This window comes from Weissella confusa (assembly GCF_004766315.1).
GTDB classification, from domain to species: domain Bacteria; phylum Bacillota; class Bacilli; order Lactobacillales; family Lactobacillaceae; genus Weissella; species Weissella confusa_A.
Map to the genome: position 1 here is coordinate 1 of NZ_PVSN01000049.1, position 17366 is coordinate 17366.

Annotated in this window: 16 protein-coding genes and 1 pseudogene; 3 read left to right on the forward strand and 14 right to left on the reverse strand. The window is 44.8% G+C overall.

What is annotated here, in order from left to right:
• Positions 1 to 242 precede the first annotated feature (242 nt).
• From C6P11_RS07050 to C6P11_RS07080, 7 genes are all read right to left on the reverse strand, one after another.
• Positions 243 to 899 (reverse strand): diphthine--ammonia ligase, encoded by a 657-nt coding sequence (locus C6P11_RS07050; protein ID WP_135519848.1) that lies wholly within the window; start codon positions 897 to 899, stop codon positions 243 to 245.
• A 26-nt stretch (positions 900 to 925) separates the two neighbouring features.
• Entirely contained in the window at positions 926 to 1501 is a 576-nt protein-coding gene (locus C6P11_RS07055) for a DNA-3-methyladenine glycosylase I (protein WP_135519850.1), read from the reverse strand.
• A gap of 88 nt (positions 1502 to 1589) precedes the next feature.
• Positions 1590 to 3275: an arginine--tRNA ligase gene (argS, locus tag C6P11_RS07060; RefSeq protein ID WP_135519852.1), complete on the reverse strand. Its 1686-nt coding sequence runs from the start codon at positions 3273 to 3275 to the stop codon at positions 1590 to 1592.
• Positions 3276 to 3278: 3 nt separating this feature from the next.
• On the reverse strand, positions 3279 to 3626 hold the full coding sequence (locus tag C6P11_RS07065; RefSeq protein WP_003609610.1) for a hypothetical protein: 348 nt from the start codon (positions 3624 to 3626) through the stop codon (positions 3279 to 3281).
• A 117-nt stretch (positions 3627 to 3743) separates the two neighbouring features.
• On the reverse strand, positions 3744 to 5270 hold the full coding sequence (locus C6P11_RS07070) for a UDP-N-acetylmuramoyl-L-alanyl-D-glutamate--2,6-diaminopimelate ligase (protein ID WP_135519854.1): 1527 nt from the start codon (positions 5268 to 5270) through the stop codon (positions 3744 to 3746).
• 33 nt (positions 5271 to 5303) lie between these two features.
• A complete protein-coding gene (locus tag C6P11_RS07075; protein WP_135519856.1) occupies positions 5304 to 5909 on the reverse strand; it encodes a non-canonical purine NTP pyrophosphatase in 606 nt (201 codons plus the stop codon).
• A 3-nt stretch (positions 5910 to 5912) separates the two neighbouring features.
• A complete protein-coding gene (locus tag C6P11_RS07080; RefSeq protein WP_135519858.1) occupies positions 5913 to 7208 on the reverse strand; it encodes a bifunctional folylpolyglutamate synthase/dihydrofolate synthase in 1296 nt (431 codons plus the stop codon).
• A 322-nt stretch (positions 7209 to 7530) separates the two neighbouring features.
• Between C6P11_RS07080 and C6P11_RS07085 the strand changes: the two are divergent.
• The 3 genes and pseudogenes from C6P11_RS07085 to C6P11_RS07095 all read left to right on the forward strand — a co-directional run bounded on the left by C6P11_RS07085 (position 7531) and on the right by C6P11_RS07095 (position 10091).
• A pseudogene (locus C6P11_RS07085) lies at positions 7531 to 8280 on the forward strand (metal ABC transporter ATP-binding protein).
• A gap of 1 nt (position 8281) precedes the next feature.
• The gene (locus C6P11_RS07090; RefSeq protein WP_135519860.1) at positions 8282 to 9130 is read left to right on the forward strand and encodes a metal ABC transporter permease; all 849 of its coding nucleotides are present in this window, start codon (positions 8282 to 8284) and stop codon (positions 9128 to 9130) included.
• 10 nt (positions 9131 to 9140) lie between these two features.
• Entirely contained in the window at positions 9141 to 10091 is a 951-nt protein-coding gene (locus C6P11_RS07095) for a metal ABC transporter solute-binding protein, Zn/Mn family (protein WP_245299823.1), read from the forward strand.
• A 54-nt stretch (positions 10092 to 10145) separates the two neighbouring features.
• Here C6P11_RS07095 and C6P11_RS07100 read toward each other — a convergent pair whose 3' ends face one another.
• The 7 genes from C6P11_RS07100 to C6P11_RS07130 all read right to left on the reverse strand — a co-directional run bounded on the left by C6P11_RS07100 (position 10146) and on the right by C6P11_RS07130 (position 16892).
• Positions 10146 to 10535 (reverse strand): MmcQ/YjbR family DNA-binding protein, encoded by a 390-nt coding sequence (locus C6P11_RS07100; protein ID WP_135519864.1) that lies wholly within the window; start codon positions 10533 to 10535, stop codon positions 10146 to 10148.
• A gap of 136 nt (positions 10536 to 10671) precedes the next feature.
• Positions 10672 to 11112, reverse strand: a complete 441-nt coding sequence (locus C6P11_RS07105; RefSeq protein ID WP_135519866.1) for a hypothetical protein — start codon at positions 11110 to 11112, stop codon at positions 10672 to 10674.
• Positions 11113 to 11166: 54 nt separating this feature from the next.
• The gene (locus C6P11_RS07110; RefSeq protein WP_135519868.1) at positions 11167 to 12120 is read right to left on the reverse strand and encodes a diacylglycerol kinase; all 954 of its coding nucleotides are present in this window, start codon (positions 12118 to 12120) and stop codon (positions 11167 to 11169) included.
• Between the two features lie 103 nt (positions 12121 to 12223).
• Positions 12224 to 13669 carry an Asp-tRNA(Asn)/Glu-tRNA(Gln) amidotransferase subunit GatB gene (gatB, locus tag C6P11_RS07115; protein WP_135519870.1) on the reverse strand — a complete coding sequence of 482 codons (1446 nt, stop codon included), beginning with the start codon at positions 13667 to 13669 and terminating at the stop codon, positions 12224 to 12226.
• Positions 13669 to 15126 (reverse strand): Asp-tRNA(Asn)/Glu-tRNA(Gln) amidotransferase subunit GatA, encoded by a 1458-nt coding sequence (gatA, locus tag C6P11_RS07120; RefSeq protein WP_003609637.1) that lies wholly within the window; start codon positions 15124 to 15126, stop codon positions 13669 to 13671. The genes gatB and gatA overlap by 1 nt, the downstream gene beginning before the upstream one ends.
• Positions 15126 to 15437, reverse strand: a complete 312-nt coding sequence (gatC, locus tag C6P11_RS07125; RefSeq protein ID WP_135519872.1) for an Asp-tRNA(Asn)/Glu-tRNA(Gln) amidotransferase subunit GatC — start codon at positions 15435 to 15437, stop codon at positions 15126 to 15128. The genes gatA and gatC overlap by 1 nt, the downstream gene beginning before the upstream one ends.
• A gap of 51 nt (positions 15438 to 15488) precedes the next feature.
• The gene (locus C6P11_RS07130) at positions 15489 to 16892 is read right to left on the reverse strand and encodes an RsmF rRNA methyltransferase first C-terminal domain-containing protein (RefSeq protein ID WP_135519874.1); all 1404 of its coding nucleotides are present in this window, start codon (positions 16890 to 16892) and stop codon (positions 15489 to 15491) included.
• Between the last annotated feature and the right edge of the window lie 474 nt (positions 16893 to 17366).

The following is a 17366-nucleotide window of genomic DNA, read 5'->3' on the forward strand; positions in this document are numbered from 1 at the left end:
AAAACGCCCAATCGAAAAAAACACCCTGAAACCGTGCCAAGGTACTGGCAGTTTCAAGGTGATTTATCGTATTTTACTGATTTAGCTGTGGTTAAAAATTTAGTGCATGAATAATCCGGGTTTTATTTGCTAAAAAACAACAAAAATAATTATATCAGTAAAAACGCGCTTTCTCGGATTTTGTAACAAAATTTACACTGCCGGTTTATGGTGTGATATACCTTACTAAAATGTAACTTTAACTATGAAACATCCTGAACCAAATATCCATTATGTATTTCCTTTTGTTTACCAAGAATCAATTCTACTGAGTGCTTAAAGAGTGGCCCATCAAATATCACGGTATGATATTCACCAGTTTCACCACACATATCAGCCCCGGTTGCAGCAATTTCGTCTAACGTTTGATTTGAAAGTGTGGTTGCTAGAAACTTACTAGGTAATTGTTTCGTATCAACAACTGTCACTAAACTTTTAAACCCAGCATCCACAAACTCATACGCTAACGTTTCACGATTAGTTTGCCAAAGCGGAAATACTGAAGCTAAACCAACATGTTCGCATCGCTCTTCACACCAACGGCGATTCTGTTCAAAGTCAATATCACCAAAAATAACCGTGGTAATGCCTGCCGCCTTATATGTTGCCAATTGCTTTTCGAAATCAGCCGCGTAGTCAGCCGTCCAAAAATTTGTGGGCACAACATCGATTGGTAGCCCCAATGCATCACCAATCTTGGTCAACACATTTCGATGTGTACCATGAACCCACGACCGATTATTTTCTGCATTCATCGTTGTAAAAAGTCGTTGTACTTCATACCCGGATTGCAAAGCACGATAGAGCGCTAAAGTACAGTCCTTACCCCCGCTAAACGACACAACAGCCTTTGTAGTCATACTTATCCCCCAACTATTTGATTATTTCAGTATACATCATGGAAGGCACACGTAACTTCGTGATCATTGATTAATCCGGCACCTTGCAAAAAGGAATAAACGGTAACCGGACCAACAAATTTGAAGCCGAGTTTTTTCATAGCCTTTGAAACTTGTTGTGATAAAGCATCTTGGGCTGGTACATCCCCACTATGCACAATCTGATGATCAATCGGCGTATTATCCACAAATTCCCATAGCCATTTTGAGAAGCTACCGTACTCATGTTGCACACGTTGTATCGCTTTCGCATTATTAATTGTCGCCAGTAACTTTGCCCGATTTCGAATAATGCCAGCATCCTGCAGTAGCTCTTCAACGTAAGACTCATCGTACTGCGCGACGCTCTCAATCACATAACCTTCGAAACGTTCATTGAATCGTTCGCGCTTATCGATAACCGTTTGCCAGTTTAGTCCTGTTTGGTACGTTTCCAAAGAAAGCAATTCAAATAATTTATCATCGTCATATTGCGGCTTGCCCCATTCAGTATCATGGTACACACGCATTGCTTCATTTGGCGGATAGTTATCTACCCACGCACATCGTTGTATATCTGTCATAAACTCCCCCGCTTCGTTTCATTAATACCCATCATACATGAAAAAAGGCAGTCGACTTCATAAATGAAATCAACTGCCTTAATCATAATTACATTTCCTTTGGCGCCTTAACACCCAACAAACGCAATGACTCAGTCAAGACTTGTGAAACAGCCGTAACCAAAGCCAAACGCGCGTTCAATTGACCGTCGTCTGCCAAAATCTTTGAGTTAGCGTAGTACTTGTTGAACGTACGAGCCAAGTTCAAAGCGTACTTTGCGATAACTGATGGTTCGCGATCACGCCATGCGCGACGAACAACATCGTTAAAGTCACCCAACAACTTTTCAGTCTCCCAAACGTTCTCATCAGTGATGACAACATCTGACAAATCAAGTTCAGGGTTACCCGCCTTACGCAAGATTGATTGTGCACGGGCGTTTGCGTATTGGACGTATGGACCAGTATCACCTTCGAAACGAACCACTTCTTCCAACTTAAAGTCGAAGTTTCCGATACGTTCGTTCATCAAGTCGTGGAACACAACGGCTCCCGTTCCAACTTCGTGGGCAACCAATTCCTTGTTTGCCAAAGTTGGGTTCTTCTCTTCGATTTGCTCCAAAGCCAATTCAACAGAATCCTTCAAAACATCCTTCAACAAGATGATGCGTCCTGAACGCGTTGAAAGCTTCTTTCCATCGACAGTAATCAAACCAAATGGGATGTGCTCAACGTCATCTGACCACTCGTAACCCATTTCCTTCAACACGGCCTTCATTTGCATGAAGTGCTCACGTTGCTCACCACCAACGACGTACAATGACTTCACGAAGTTGTAGTTCTTCTTACGGAAGATGGCAGCAGCCAAATCACGCGTCATGTACAAAGTGGCACCGTCAGTACGTTGAATCATGGCAACGTTCAAGTTGTACTTATCCAAGTTAACAACTTGTGCACCTTGAGACTCAACCAACAAGCCTTCTTCCTTCAACTTGTCGATAACGCCGTCCATCTTGTCGTTGTAGAAAGCTTCACCGTTGAATGAGTCAAACTCGATATCCAACGTCTCGTAAAGCTCCATGAATTCCTTCAATGACTCTTCACGGAACCATGACCACAATTGACGAGCTTCCTCATCACCGTCTTCCAACTTCTTAAACCAAGCGCGACCCTCATCATCCAATGCTGGGTTTTCCTTAGCTTCTTCGTGGAAACGCACGTAGTACTTAACCAACGTGTTGATTGGGTCAGCCTTAACTTCAGCTTCTGATCCCCACATCTTGTAGGCAACCATCAACTTACCGAATTGCGTACCCCAGTCACCCAAGTGGTTAATCTTGATTGGTTGGTAACCGTTGGCCTTTGAAATTTCAGCCAAAGAGTTTCCGATAACCGTTGAACGCAAGTGACCCATTGACATTGGCTTAGCAATGTTAGGTGACGACATGTCGATTGTGACGTGTCCTGCTTCACCATCCGTGTTGTGACCGTATTCTTGGTTTTCCAAGATAGCGTGCAACACATCAGCACCAAAGTTTTCTTGGTTCAAGAAGAAGTTAACGTAAGGTCCGGCAGCTTCAACTTGCTTAAAGTTTGACGCATCGATTGTCTCAGCTACTTCAGCTGCAATTTGGTTAGGCGCCATGTGGCGTTCCTTTGCCAACAAGAACGTTGGAAAGGCAAAATCACCCATTGATGAATCCTTAGGCACTTCAACCTTTGACAAAATCGTTGCTTCATCTAGTTCAGGCACAACCGCAGCGACGGCTTGAGCCACTTGATTCTTGTAGTCCATCGGTTACTCCTCTTCTTCTTCCTCTTCTTCAGCATCATCATCTTCAAGCTTGATGTCTTCAGGTATTTCTTCTTCGTCTTCCTCTTCAGTTTCATCAGCCTTACGTGGTGCTGGATTGTCCGTCTTCACCAAAATCTTAGTTTCTGACATGCGGACAACAGCGCGGTGGTTGTATTCGTTAACCGTCGCTGTATCTTCTGGGTCGTTTTCAGTAATCAAGACCAACAATGAGTGCTCGTAAATCTTTTCAACGATACCCTTAAAGTCGTGTTCGAAGTTGGCAAACTTCTTACCTTCAACGAAGTCACCCAAGTCGAACTCTGACGTATTTTCTGCAGGTTCCTTAGCCATGGCACTATCCCCTTTTAATCTCTGCACATTTAATGCATTTATTCACTGTTTTAAACATAAAAAATCACCGATACTATCGGCAATTCTGTATATTATACCAAATTTTATGATTAAAAACTAGGCTTCCAATTCGTTAACAACGCGTTGTGCAACTGCCCAGTCGTTTTCATATGGTGTATCTACGCCACCAATCTTTTGGTATTCGTCCAATCCCTTAGCTGCCAACACAACCACATCGTTTGGTCCGGCAGCAGTAATTGCTTCGGTAATGGCGATTGTACGATCCATTTCGCGGTTAATCACCACATCCTTGTTAGTGATAGCCGCTTGGATTTCATCCGCAATTGCATTTGGATCTTCGAATTGTGGATCATCACTGGTTAGGTAAACCACATCGGCTCCTTCGCTGACCGCTTGACCAATACCAGGTCGACGTGACACACCCTTGTTTCCAGGTGCACCAACGACAATCGTCAACTTTTCGGCCGTTTCGTTTTGTCGAACAAAGTTCAACAAAGCAGCGATTGATGCATAGTTGTGCGCATAATCCACGTAAATCGTACCGTGGTTAGCTGACGTCAACACTTGCATGCGACCAGGAATCTTGACAACTTCTAGTCCTTCACGCATGGCATCCGGATCAGCACCCGTCAAACGCGCTGCAATCATCGCTGCGACCGCGTTTCCTTGGTTAAAATCACCTGGCATGTCCAAGTGGTATTCACCGGCAATGCCCAGACGGTCAGCTTGTTGACCAGCTTGGCGAACCGCAAACGTGCTACCTTGCAAGTCGGCTTCGACCGTTTCGTAATAAACGTCAGCCTTTGGTGAATCCTCATCTTCGCGACCATATAGCCAAATACCATCACGTGGCACGGCCATTTCAGCATGTTCAATCAATTCGCTAAAGTGGTCTGAATCAGCGTTCAAGATGATTTGTTCTGAGTGATCGAACAACATCATCTTGTGTTCCAAATAATCCTCGAACGTTGGGTGTTCGTTTTCACCAACGTGATCTGGACTAATGTTCAAGAAAATACCCACGTTATAACGCAAACCGTAAACACGTTCCATCTTGTAGGCTTGTGATGACACTTCCATTACCATGTGCGTCATACCGTTATCAACGGCCTCACGCATCCAACGGAACAAGTCCAATGACTCGGGCGTCGTCAAGTGCGCGCGATAGTGGAACTTTGGGTCAGCCCCCGTAATCACTTGCAACGTTGATGACAACGCAACCTTGTCGTCCGTTGCAACGCGTAGCATTTCGTAAGCCATGTACGTTGCAGATGTCTTACCCTTGGTACCCGTGATACCAATCAAAGCAAGGTCGTTTTGTGGATAGCCGTAAAACGCCATACTCAAAATACTCATGGCCGCCGGCACATCATCAACTACCCACGTTGGTAGCGTTGTGTCGTGAACAAAAGTTTCTGGGGCGACCAACGCTTTAACTCCCTTTTGGATGGCGTCAGTCAAATATTCAGCCTTAAAACGTCCCTTAATAAAAAGCAACGTTTCAGGTTCAACATCATTTGAATTATAGGCTAAATGCTTGACCTCACCATCAAAGTCCGGCGCTGAAATCAATAAATCTTGATCGGCCAACAACTCAGTAATTTGTTGTGCTGTGAGTTCCATTTATCCTATCTCTCCTCTTCATTATCTATATTATTATTGCCATTCACCAGCTGCTTTAAGCTGTTGCAAAATCATGATGGCAGCGCGACCGCGGTGTGCATAATGAACACGCTCTGGCATATCGATTTCTGACAACGTCATGCCATTTTCCGTGACCATTAATTCATCCAAGCCGTTGCGCCCACCACGCGGTTCAGTTGCCGACGTGATACCTCCACGCGCTTGACTGAAATACGTCTTGCCTGATGGTGCGATGACGACAAAATCAGCTTGCAAATAAGCCGTTCGGTCAGCATCATCTGGCAACTGCGCTAATACATACGCGTTAATTTCCGCATCCCCACGTAATTGGTGCGCTTGAAACTCGCGCATCGTCGTCACACCAAAATGATCCGGAATCGCTGGTACAAACAACGCTGAATCATCTGCCAAAATATATTCGTCTGGCAAAATCTCATGGATTGTTTGGGCCTTTACACGTGCGTTTTGAGCCATATCATCAGTGGTCTCATCTGGAAATGCAATTTGCTCATGTAGGTCACGATAATTAATCGCTTCAACACCCAAAACTGCCAGATAATCAACCATTTCTGCTGTCTTATATGAATTGTTCGAGGCAATTACCAATCGCTTTAACATGTCTTACATCCCTTCAGATTCAATCGCGCGTAGTGTGTAGAATGAACCGGTAACCAGAATCAAGGCTTCTGATGATTCACGAACACGACGCGCCAACGTTATCGCGGCACTTGGATCGTCCGCGATTTCAACGTCAACGTTACTCATCATCACAATCTTAGCGGCCAACTCATCAGCTGACATGGCACGATCAGAATCAGGCGTAACAGCAATCACCGTATCGACGTGTGGCAATAATTCTTCCAACATGTCGTGGTAGTTCTTACCCTTTAGCAAGCCCAAAACAACGACTGGCTTAAATGGCAAGTGCCATGAACGAATTGACGCAACCAAACTGATAATACCGTCTGGGTTGTGCGCACCATCATACAAAATGTTGCGTTCCGCATCAAATTCCATACGGCCTTGAATCTTAACGTGGGCCAATGCTTCAGCGACATCCACATCCTTGATTTCAAAGCCACGACTCTTAAGCACCGTGACAATTTGCAAAACCGTACTCAAGTTATTCGCTTGGTACGCACCAGTCAATGACAACTTCAGACCTTCGAATTGGTCAGCATTCAAGACCAAGCCGCTTGGTGATGATTGTACAATCGTAATCACTGGCTTAGGGTTTGGATTCCAAATTGCACCCACTTCTTCTGCCTTATCGTGCAACAAGTGGTACACTTCAATATCTTGGCCTGGGTAATTGACGATACTTGCACCTGACTTGATAGCACCAGCCTTATCCTGTGCAATTTCGAGCAGGTCGTTACCCAACAAGCCAACGTGGTCATATGAAATCTTGGTAAAGGCCACGACTAATGGCTTTTCAATTACATTGGTTGCATCACGTGCTCCACCTACGCCGGCTTCAAGAATCACGAAATCCATCTCTTTACGGGCGAAGTAATCCAAAGCCACAAGTGTCCACCACTCAAACTTTGATAGCGTATCTTCATCCCCACCGTGTGCTGTGACTTCTTCTAGAATGCGCTTGTAGCTGCTGACAAAATCAGCTTCACTAATCATCTCGCCGTTAGTCGTGATAACTTCACGATCATTCAAAATTGCTGGCGTTGAAAAGTGACCAACCTTGTACCCTGCTGTAACCAAAATTTTGGCCAACATCACACCAGTTGAACCCTTACCATTCGTTCCGACGATGTGAATCACACGCAGCTTGCTTTCAGGATGTCCCATCCAGCGCAAAATTTCTTGTAACATGCCAACGCGATTACCTGTTTCTGGTCGAACTCGCCAGGGACCGTCCATCTTCTTTGTAATCTGTTGATAAGTCTCAGCTGTACCCATATTTCCCTGTCCTTACTATATATAGTAGCTTTTGAAGTGTACAAACACACATTACGTGTTGGCTTTCGCTATAATAATGCCAACAAACTCGCTTTCCTAATGGTTAATTCTACCATATAAAGCGACCCTCGGAACAATTGGACGAATCTTTTCTGCGATTGTCCTTTTAAACAAGCAATGTTCGGATATATAAAACATGTTATTTATTTCATATATAATATGATGACAATTTCATTTGTCATTCCGGACGAAAACTGTTACATTGTTACTCGTTATTCTATTTTTACTTTGGATAAGTAAGTACGCATGAAAGGAATGGCATATGTTAAGCGTTGATCACTTGACGGTTGGCTATGAATACGGACCTGTTTTTACAGATTTGTCCCTTTCTTTTAATCCAAATGAGCTCATCGGTATTATCGGTCCTAATGGTGCTGGTAAGTCGACGCTTATTAAAGCGATTCTAGGAATTATTCAACCAACCGCCGGCACAATCACTTATGACGACTCGCCTGTTACTGGCCGTGTTCGTCGCGATAAATTCGCCTACGTTCCTCAACGAAGCGATCTGGACTTAGATTTTCCAGTGAACGTTTTCGATTTGGTGATAATGGGCGTGCTATCGCAAATCTCTCGTTGACATTCGGTCGGTAAAGCTGAAGAAGCAATTGTTCAAAACGCCCTTGAGAAAATGGACATTGCCCACTTGGCTAATCGTTCGCTAAATGAACTTTCCGGTGGGCAACGTCAACGTGCCTTGGTAGCCCGTGCACTTGTACAAGATGCAGATGTCTACCTATTAGATGAGCCGTTCGTCGGTATCGACGTGGCCTCTGAAGCACAAATTATGGATGCGTTGCGTGATTTACGTGATGCAGGCAAGACAATCATCATTGTGCATCATGACTTGAGTAAGGTTGCAAACTACTTTGATTCAGTCATTCTGCTCAACCACGGTCTGCTCCGTCAAGGCAAGCCCGAAGACGTGATGGATGCCGCCACTTTTTCCGAAGCCTATGGTGATCACTTAATTATCATGGATCGTCATAATCACATCGTACAGGGAGGTTAATATGTCTGCGTTTATGAATTTCTTTCACGCACTCGGCGAATATACCTTTCTCCAAAACGCGCTGATTGCCGGCGCCATGATTGGTCTAATCGCTGGTATTATCGGTGCGTTCAGTATCTTGCAAGGTACCGCTTTGATTGGTGACGCGATATCCCATGCGGTGTTGCCTGGAATCGCCATCGCAGCATTGATGGGTATTCCCTACTACTGGGGTGCTGGTGTGTTCGGCCTACTAGCCGCATTAGTGATTAACTTCATTTCTGAACACACACCATTGAAGACAGATGCTGCGATTGGTTTAACGTTCAGTACTTTCTTCGCTTTAGGAACCATCATTATGACGGCCGGGCATTCAACAACCAAGCTAACCGATATTCTATTTGGAAATATTTTGGCCGTTTCAAGCGGTGATTTGATTTCTAGTTTGGTCATCGGCTTGATTGTCATTGCGGTTGTGACGACTTTCTATCGCGAATTGTACTTAACAACATTTGATCGTTCATATGCCCAAGCACAAGGGATTCACGCTAATCTATTCCGCAACATCTTAGTGGTCTTGATTACGTTGGTTATCATTGTTGCGTTGCGTGCGGTTGGGGTTATCTTGGTGACGGCATTGCTCATCACCCCCGCTGCCAGTGCACGTTTGGTGGTTAAGCGATTCCAACCAATGATTTGGCTATCATCATTCTTCGGTTTGATAAGCGCTTTTGTTGGCTTGTTCCTCAGTTACACCTTTGACTGGCCTTCTGGTCCAGCTATTGTTGTAACCGGTGCGGTTATTTTTATTATTTCGTTTTTGATTCACTTGGTTACGCGTCGTCGCATGCATGACCAAGCTACTAAATAGGAGTTTTATTATGAAGCGAGTTATTGGGATTATTGTTGCGATTGCTGTTATTGCCGGTGTTGCCTTTGGGTTGACGCACCGCAATTCAGCTTCTGACGGTCGTTCAAGCGACGGTCGTTTGAATGTTGTGTCTTCTTTTTCAATCATTAACGAAATTAGCCAAGAAGTTGGTGGTAAGTACGTTAATGCACACACGATTACAGCGATTGGCGCTGACCAACACGATTACGACCCTACGCCTACTGACGTTAAGCGTACGCAAGACGCAGCCATCGTCTTTGCAAACGGTTTGAACCTTGAAAAAGGTGGTTCAGGTTGGTTTGACAAGTTGATGAAGACAACTGACAAGCACTACGGAAAGCAAATTTTCAACGTGACTGACGGTATTGACACAATCAAGTTGACGACGGCCGGTGTTGCTGGTCAAGATAACCCTCACGCTTGGAACGGTATCTTGGAAGGTAAGACTTATGCTGCTAACATTGCCAAGGTGCTTGAGAAGAAGGATCCTGAGCACAAGGCTGACTACGCAAAGCGCGCTGCAGCTTACGAAGCTAAGTTGCAAGCTCTTTACGAGAAGTGGGACGCTAAGTTCTCTGCCCTACCTGCTGATGACAAGAAGTTGGTGACGCAAGAAGGTGCCATGGCATACTTCGCTCGTGACTTTGGTTTGAAGCCATACTTCATTTGGGAAATCGATACAGAATCAAACGGTACGCCTTCACAAATCCGTACGCTAGTTGAATCATTGCAAGGCGAAAAGGTTCCTGCAACCTTCGTTGAGCAAGGTGAGTCAGACAAGCCAATGCAAACTGTTATTTCACAAATTGATTCACACATCGCTGGTGAATTGTGGACGGACTCAGTTTCAAAGAAGTCTGGTGTTGTGCCAACGTACTACGATTTGTTGAACCACAATGCTGAGACAATCTACAACGGATTGACTGGTAACGATAAGTAAACAATTAAACGCCTTGGATGTCATTTTCGACGTCCAAGGCGTTTTTATGTGTCGTCATAGCTGCCCTAAATCAATGCGTAATTGTAATTCAGCTTGTTGTTTCTTACTCATGTTCTTAACGACCAAATCATAGGAATCATGAATCAGCTTCTTGACCCCATCATCTGGAAATTCGTTTTTATCAACAACAATACTATTCCAGTGTTGCTTATTCATGTGATAGCCCGGAATGATGAATGGAAACTGTTCGCGCAACTCGGTATTGATATATGGATCATTCTTTAGTGTGATGACATTGTCATGCACAATGCCAAACATCTTTCCCATGATATCGAAATAGTAAGTTTCCCAGTCATCACGCCAATACGCCTTAGCCCCTGGCAATGAATTTGCATACGCGATTGCCATCTCTTGTAATGGTTGGAGTTTATCTGTTTTATTCATGGCGCTTTCCCTTTCACTAAAAAACGGCATCCCTGGTGCAGGATGCCGTTTAAGATTACGCTGTATATTTATAATAGTCCAATTCTGTGGAAAAACAACTATTTACGCTCGATGGTTGTATGTTAATTTCATGAATTTAATGCAAATCATGACGCGTGACCACATTATGGTTCAACAACGTCTTTAGCATGTCCGCTAATTTACCAGCTTGTTGCATTTCACGAAGCTCCGCTACCAACGCTTGATCATGATTGGTTAATGAATCGCTTAGTTCTAATGATTCCAGATATTCATCAGCGACTGACAACTGGTCATTCAACTTTTTCTCAAGTAGTGGCACCATATCTGCCGCCTCAACGTACATGGTGAACGGCGTTACCCCATTCTGCTGCTTAGCATTTGGTTGTTGCACTGAGACATATAAACTTTGTGGTGTTAACGCATCCTTTTCTTGGGCAGCAATTTGGCTAATGGCGACTTGCATATCCCAGGCACGCTTTATATGGTGCGCCAACTGTTTATAATACGTTTGCTTTGAATTCGCCGGTTGCTCGACTTTTTTAGTTTTCCCAAACATCATTCCATCTCCAGAAAAGAGCCTACCTTCGTTCGGCAAGCTCTTGTCTACTAATTAATCTTCATGTAAGTACAAAGGCAAATCAATTAGGCTATCATCTGGCATTTCATCCACGTTGGCAACCATTGCAATGTGCGCCTTGTGATCCTTGAATACAACGGGTGCATCCCCACCATATTCACCGTCCAAATTAATCATTACCTTAGCATTCTCATCCAACGGCTTGATTGTGACGTTTTCTGACTTCACGTAAAGCAAGTTTGAATTATCAACGTGCTTTCCAGTCAACACTTCAGAAATCAATTGCAAGATTTCAGCAAACTTTGTCGTCTTAACAACCAGCAACGTAAACTTACCATCATCCAATTGCGCATCCGGTACGATTTGTTCGAAACCACCAACTGAGTTCGTCAACGCCAAGAAGAACATTGATGAACGACCTTCAAAGACACCATTATCGTATTCAACACGCAAGTTCATTGGTGCGACACGCGTCAACATTTCGGCACCCTTAACGACATAGGCCAAGTAACCGTACATTGACTTCAACTTTGATGGCACTGAATAAGTCAATTCTGACAAAGAACCACCAGCTGCAATGTTGATAAAGTAGGTGTCGTTGGCTTGTCCAACGTCCATTTGCGCTGCCTTACCCTTCAAAATCACCTTAGCGGCTTCCAAAGGATCTTCACGTGGGATACGCAAAGCACGTGCGTAGTCATTCGTTGTACCAGCTGGAATAATTGCCAACATTGGACGCTTCTCCAATGGTGCAATACCGTTCACAACTTCGTTAATAGTACCGTCACCACCGGCAGCAACCAACAACTCAAAACCAGCTTCAGCAGCACGACGCGCCTCATTCAATGCAGAATTTGGTTCAGCAGTCGTCGCAAAAGCACTCGTTTCATAACCAGCCTTCTCATAGACATTCAAAATATCAACCAAGTCGCGACGAATGGCTTCGCGACCAGACGTTGGATTGTAAATGATACGCGCACGCTTCATGGTGTTCTCTCCTCAAGTTTTCAATATATGTATTGCAGACACCAAGTATATCGATGTCTGCATAAATTAATCTTATGTTTTGTAAACGCAGATGTCTATGCTCTTATTGTGGCTTACGTGCATTTAGACCAGCCATCAACAACTCGTTAACCACGTTAGGGTTGGCGTTCCCCTTGGTTTCCTTCATGATCTTTCCGACCAAGAAACCAACAGCACGGTCCTTACCGTTGTAGAAGTCAATGATTGATTGCTCGTTGTCATCCAAAATGCCGTCAATAATTGGCGTCAAAATAGCTGGGTCTGACAATTGCTTCAAGCCGTTAGCTTCAACGTATTCGACTGGGTCTTCACCTTGCGTAATTGCTGCAAAGACCTTCTTAGCCATCTTCGTTGAAATCGTACCGTCATCGATCAACTTGATCATGCCGGCCAAGTGAGCTGGGGTCAAAGCAGTCTCTTCCAAATCAACTTGCTTCTCGTTCAAGAAGGCGTTAACGTCACCCATCAAGTAGTTAGCTGAACGCTTTGGATCAGCACCCTCAGCAACCGTTGCGTCAAAGAAGTTAGCCATAGCCAACGTTTGCGTCAACACTTCTGAGTTGTACACTTCCAAACCAAGTTCATCAACGTAACGAGCCTTACGTTCAGTTGCTGATTCTGGCAACTTAGCACGCACTTCTTCAACCCATTCGTCCGTGATGTGAACTGGCGTCAAATCTGGCTCTGGGAAGTAACGGTAATCGTCAGCCGTTTCCTTCTCACGCATCAAGACAGTCTCACCCGTTGCTTCATCGAAACGACGTGTTTGTTGCTTGATTGTGCCACCAGCCATGTAAATCTTAGCGTGACGCTCTTCTTCGAACGCCAAAGCCTTACGAACATAGTTGAATGAGTTCAAGTTCTTCAACTCGACCTTAGTTCCGTATTCCTTAGAACCAACTGGACGAATTGAGATGTTGGCGTCAACACGCATTGAACCTTCTTGCATCTTAACGTCTGAGATACCCGTAAATTGGATAGCTTGGCGCAAAGCTTCAAGGTATGCGTAAGCCTCGTCTGGTGATGAAATGTCAGGTGCACCAACGATTTCAATCAATGGTGTTCCTTGACGGTTCAAGTCAACGTATGAGTAACCATCAGTCCCGTGGGTATTCTTACCAGCGTCTTCTTCAACGTGAAGCTCAGTAATACCAACGCGCTTCTTCTCACCCTCGAACTCGATTTCCAACCAACCGTTACGGCCAATTGGCTCTTGTTGTTGCGTGATTTGGTAAGCCTTTGGGTTGTCTGGGTAGAAGTAGTTCTTACGATCCCAGTGCAAATCGCGTGTCACATCAGCATTCAAAGCCAAAGCGGCCATCATACCGTATTCCAACGCACCCTTGTTAGCTTGTGGCAAAACACCAGGGTAACCCCAGTCAATAACGTTCGTGTTGGCGTTAGGCTCAGCACCGTATTGGACTGGTGAAGGTGACATTGCCTTTGAGTTGGTCTTCAACTCAACGTGGACTTCAAGTCCGATTGTCGTTTCAAAGTTAGGCACAGCCATTACTTGTTACCTCCTGGTACTTGTTCAAACAAACGTGTTGCTTGCTCGTATGCGTATGCAGCACGGTAAATCGTCTCTTCTTGGAAACGGTTTGCGATAAATTGCATACCAACTGGCAAACCATCAACGAAGCCGGCAGGTACTGACATACCTGGCAAACCAGCCATATTAACCGGAATCGTCAATACGTCGTTCATGTAAGTTACTTCTGGGTCATCTTCGTTAGCACCGAAGTTGTAAGCAACGTTTGGTGTCGTTGGCGCGATAATCAAATCATACTTAGCAAAGACGTTTTGGAAGTCCTCGTTCATCAACGTACGAACTTGGGCAGCCTTCTTGAAGAATGCATCGTAAGTTCCCGCTGACAATGAGTACGTTCCCAACATGATACGACGCTTAACTTCGTCACCGAAGCCTTGTGAACGTGTTTGAACGTACAAGTCGTCCAAGTTCTTCACACCTTCAGGACGGAAGCCGTAACGAATACCATCGAAACGTTGCAAGTTTGATGAAGCCTCAGCAGAACCCAAGATGTAGTATGCAGCAACACCGTACTTGGTGTGTGGCAATGATACTTCTTCAACTTCAGCACCCAACTCTTCAAGCTTGGCGATACCAGCCTTGATTGTTGCCTTAACATCTTCGTTGATTCCGGCACCAAAGTATTCAGCTGGCACAGCAATCTTCATGCCCTTGATGTCGCCGTTCAAGTTAGCAGCAAAATCAGGAACCGCTTGGTCTGAAGACGTTTGGTCCTTCTCATCTTGACCAGCCATAGCTGACAAAACGCGGGCGTTGTCCTTAACCGTACGTGTGAAGACACCAACTTGGTCCAATGATGACGCGAAGGCGATAACACCCCAACGTGATACACGACCGTACGTTGGCTTCATACCAACAATACCGTTGAAGGCTGCTGGTTGACGGATTGAACCACCCGTATCAGTTCCCAATGCAAATGGCACTTGACCAGCTGCAACAGCAACGGCAGAACCACCTGATGAACCACCAGGAACCTTTGTTTGGTCCCAAGCGTTCTTCGTCTTCTTGTAGTATGACGTTTCAGTCGTTGAACCCATGGCAAATTCGTCCATGTTCAACTTACCAACACCAACCGCACCGTTATCACGCAACTTTTCAACGACCGTTGCGTCATAAATTGGCTTGAAGTTTTGCAAAATCTTTGAGGCAGCCGTCGTCGTCACACCCTTGGTTACCAAGTTATCCTTGATACCGTATGGGATACCTGACAAGATGTTGTCTGGGTCGATACCAGCTTCATCAATTGCAGCAGCTTCTGCCAATGCTTCGTCCTTCATCACCGTGATGAAAGCTTCATACGTATCGTCTGTGGCAGCAATGTTATCCAACGTTGCTTGTGCCAATTCAACAGCCGTAATTTCCTTGTTAACGAGTTGCTCGTGCAAGGTTTCCAAATCTGTGTGCAAGAAATCCATTAGCCCTCTGCTCCTTCATCAAGAATAGCTGGCACCTTAATCAAGGTATCCGTGTGTTCTGGTGCATTTGCCAACAATTCTGCTGATTGGTGTGCGTTAACCGCAACGTCATCGCGCAAAACTGTGTGCATTTCTGTCACTGAATACGTTGGCTTTACGCCCTCCGTATCAACTTCAGCCAAAGTCGTTACCACTTCGAAAATCTTCTCCAAGTGATCTGTAAACATGTCGGCTTCAGCGTCCGTCAAAGTCAACTTTGCCAAGTTGGCAACGTGTTCAACTTCTTCACGTGTAATTTGCTTGTTTGCCATGTGTATTCCTTTCAAGCTGTAATAGGTTTATTTTACCAAAAAACCGCACTATTAGTACATATCGTCTGACAATTCTTCTGCTTTGTCTTCACGAACCAAAAAGCGCAATCCCTTTGGATAGAAATTCTTCATTTGGCCATCAACCAACTTACCGAAACCAGTTCCGTTGCCACCGATTTCAAGCAAGTACCAACCGTTCTTATACTGGTCGCGGTCACGAATCATAAACGTGTCGCCGTGAACGTATTGCGCCCACTCTTCGTCAGTCAATTCGTAACGACGCGTAAATTGGTCTGGGTGAAGAGCCAACGCCAAGGCCAAACTTGGTTCAAAGCGCTTCTTCTTCAAAGTTCCCAAGTGAACCCCAACACGCATCACTTGAAGTCCCGTCAAATCAGGCGTTCCTTCTGGGGCTGCGTAAATTTGGTCACCAAAGGCAATCAACAATTCTGGGTCGTAATCCGGCATGAAGTCTGCACGGAATACTTGCCACAATTCGCGTTGGTCCTTGGTCAAGTTAGACTTAGCCAACTTAGGTTCCTTTGAAACGTAATCTTCATCCGTTTGATTTGAAATCAATTTGGCCATAAAGTGTCCTTCACCATCTGAGTGGTGTGGGAACAAACGCGCCGTCTTCTTCAAATCAGGGTTACCATCGGCCCATTCTGGCTTTCCATCATCCATACCTTCGTACTTGTCGGCATCAACAATTTCCAAATCAGGACGTTCGTTAATCAACCAAGCAATGATGCGCTCATCTTCTTCTGGTGCGAACGTGCAAGTTGAGTAAACCAATTGACCACCCGGCTTCAACATCTTAACGGCTTCTTCCAAAATTTCACGTTGGCGTGCAGCGCTTTCTTCTGGGTAGTGTTCGTGCCAGTACTTGATTGCAGCTGGATCTTTACGGAACATTCCTTCACCAGAACATGGTGCATCCAACACAATTTTGTCGAAGTATTGTGGGAACTTTGGTGACAACTCTTGTGGTGAGTGGTTCGTCACAATCGCATTTTGGATACCAAAGCGCTCCACGTTTTCACTCAAAATAGCCGCACGCTTACGGAAGATTTCATTTGAGACCAACAGTCCCTTTTGTTCCATAAATGATGCCAAGTGCGTGGTCTTTCCACCAGGTGCAGCGGCCAAATCTAGCACGCGCTCGCCTGGCTTGGGGTGAGCAAGTTCACCAACCAATTGGGCTGATGGCTCTTGTGAGTAAATGACACCCGTTGTGTGATCAACAGAGTGGCCCTTTACGGCACCAAAGTTTCCCCACTTACCCCATGGCACCTTGCCATCGGCCTTGGTATCGTGCAGATTCATGTTGGCCTTCAAAGGGTTTTGACGGAACGCCTTCACGACAGGCTTATCGAACGATTCAATAAAAGCATCTGCCTCATCGCCAAGTAATTGACGGTATTTTTCTTCAAATCCTTCTGGTAACTCCGCCATTCGGTATCTCCTTAAATCTAAGTATTCTTATTTATTTTACACGTTTTTCATGTATTTTAAAAACCTGACCTGTTGCGGTATAAGCAGCTGGTTTTTAACTCAGATTTAAAATATTATAAGGGTTGAAAAACAAACTACATTCCCACATACTAGTGAGTGCAGCAAGGAACGGTTTGGCCACCATTTCTTACTGTGACAGCGTGTTTAGGTTTGCATATTTGTCACTGTCTACCCTTAAATTTTCTGGGAACCGAGGTGGACAAACAAAATGCTTCCCAAGACTATCCTGAAATGGTTTGGCAATGGTTAACTTCGATGTATTCAGTCCCTTGACTGTAGCTGTCGTCGCGATAATCGTTACGCCTCGAATCATTTACATGCTAGCTATGGCCTATGTTATGGTGAAACGTGTGAACTTCGAGACACGAAAAAAGCGCCCACCGCGTAAGCAGTAGACGCCCCATTATCCAAACC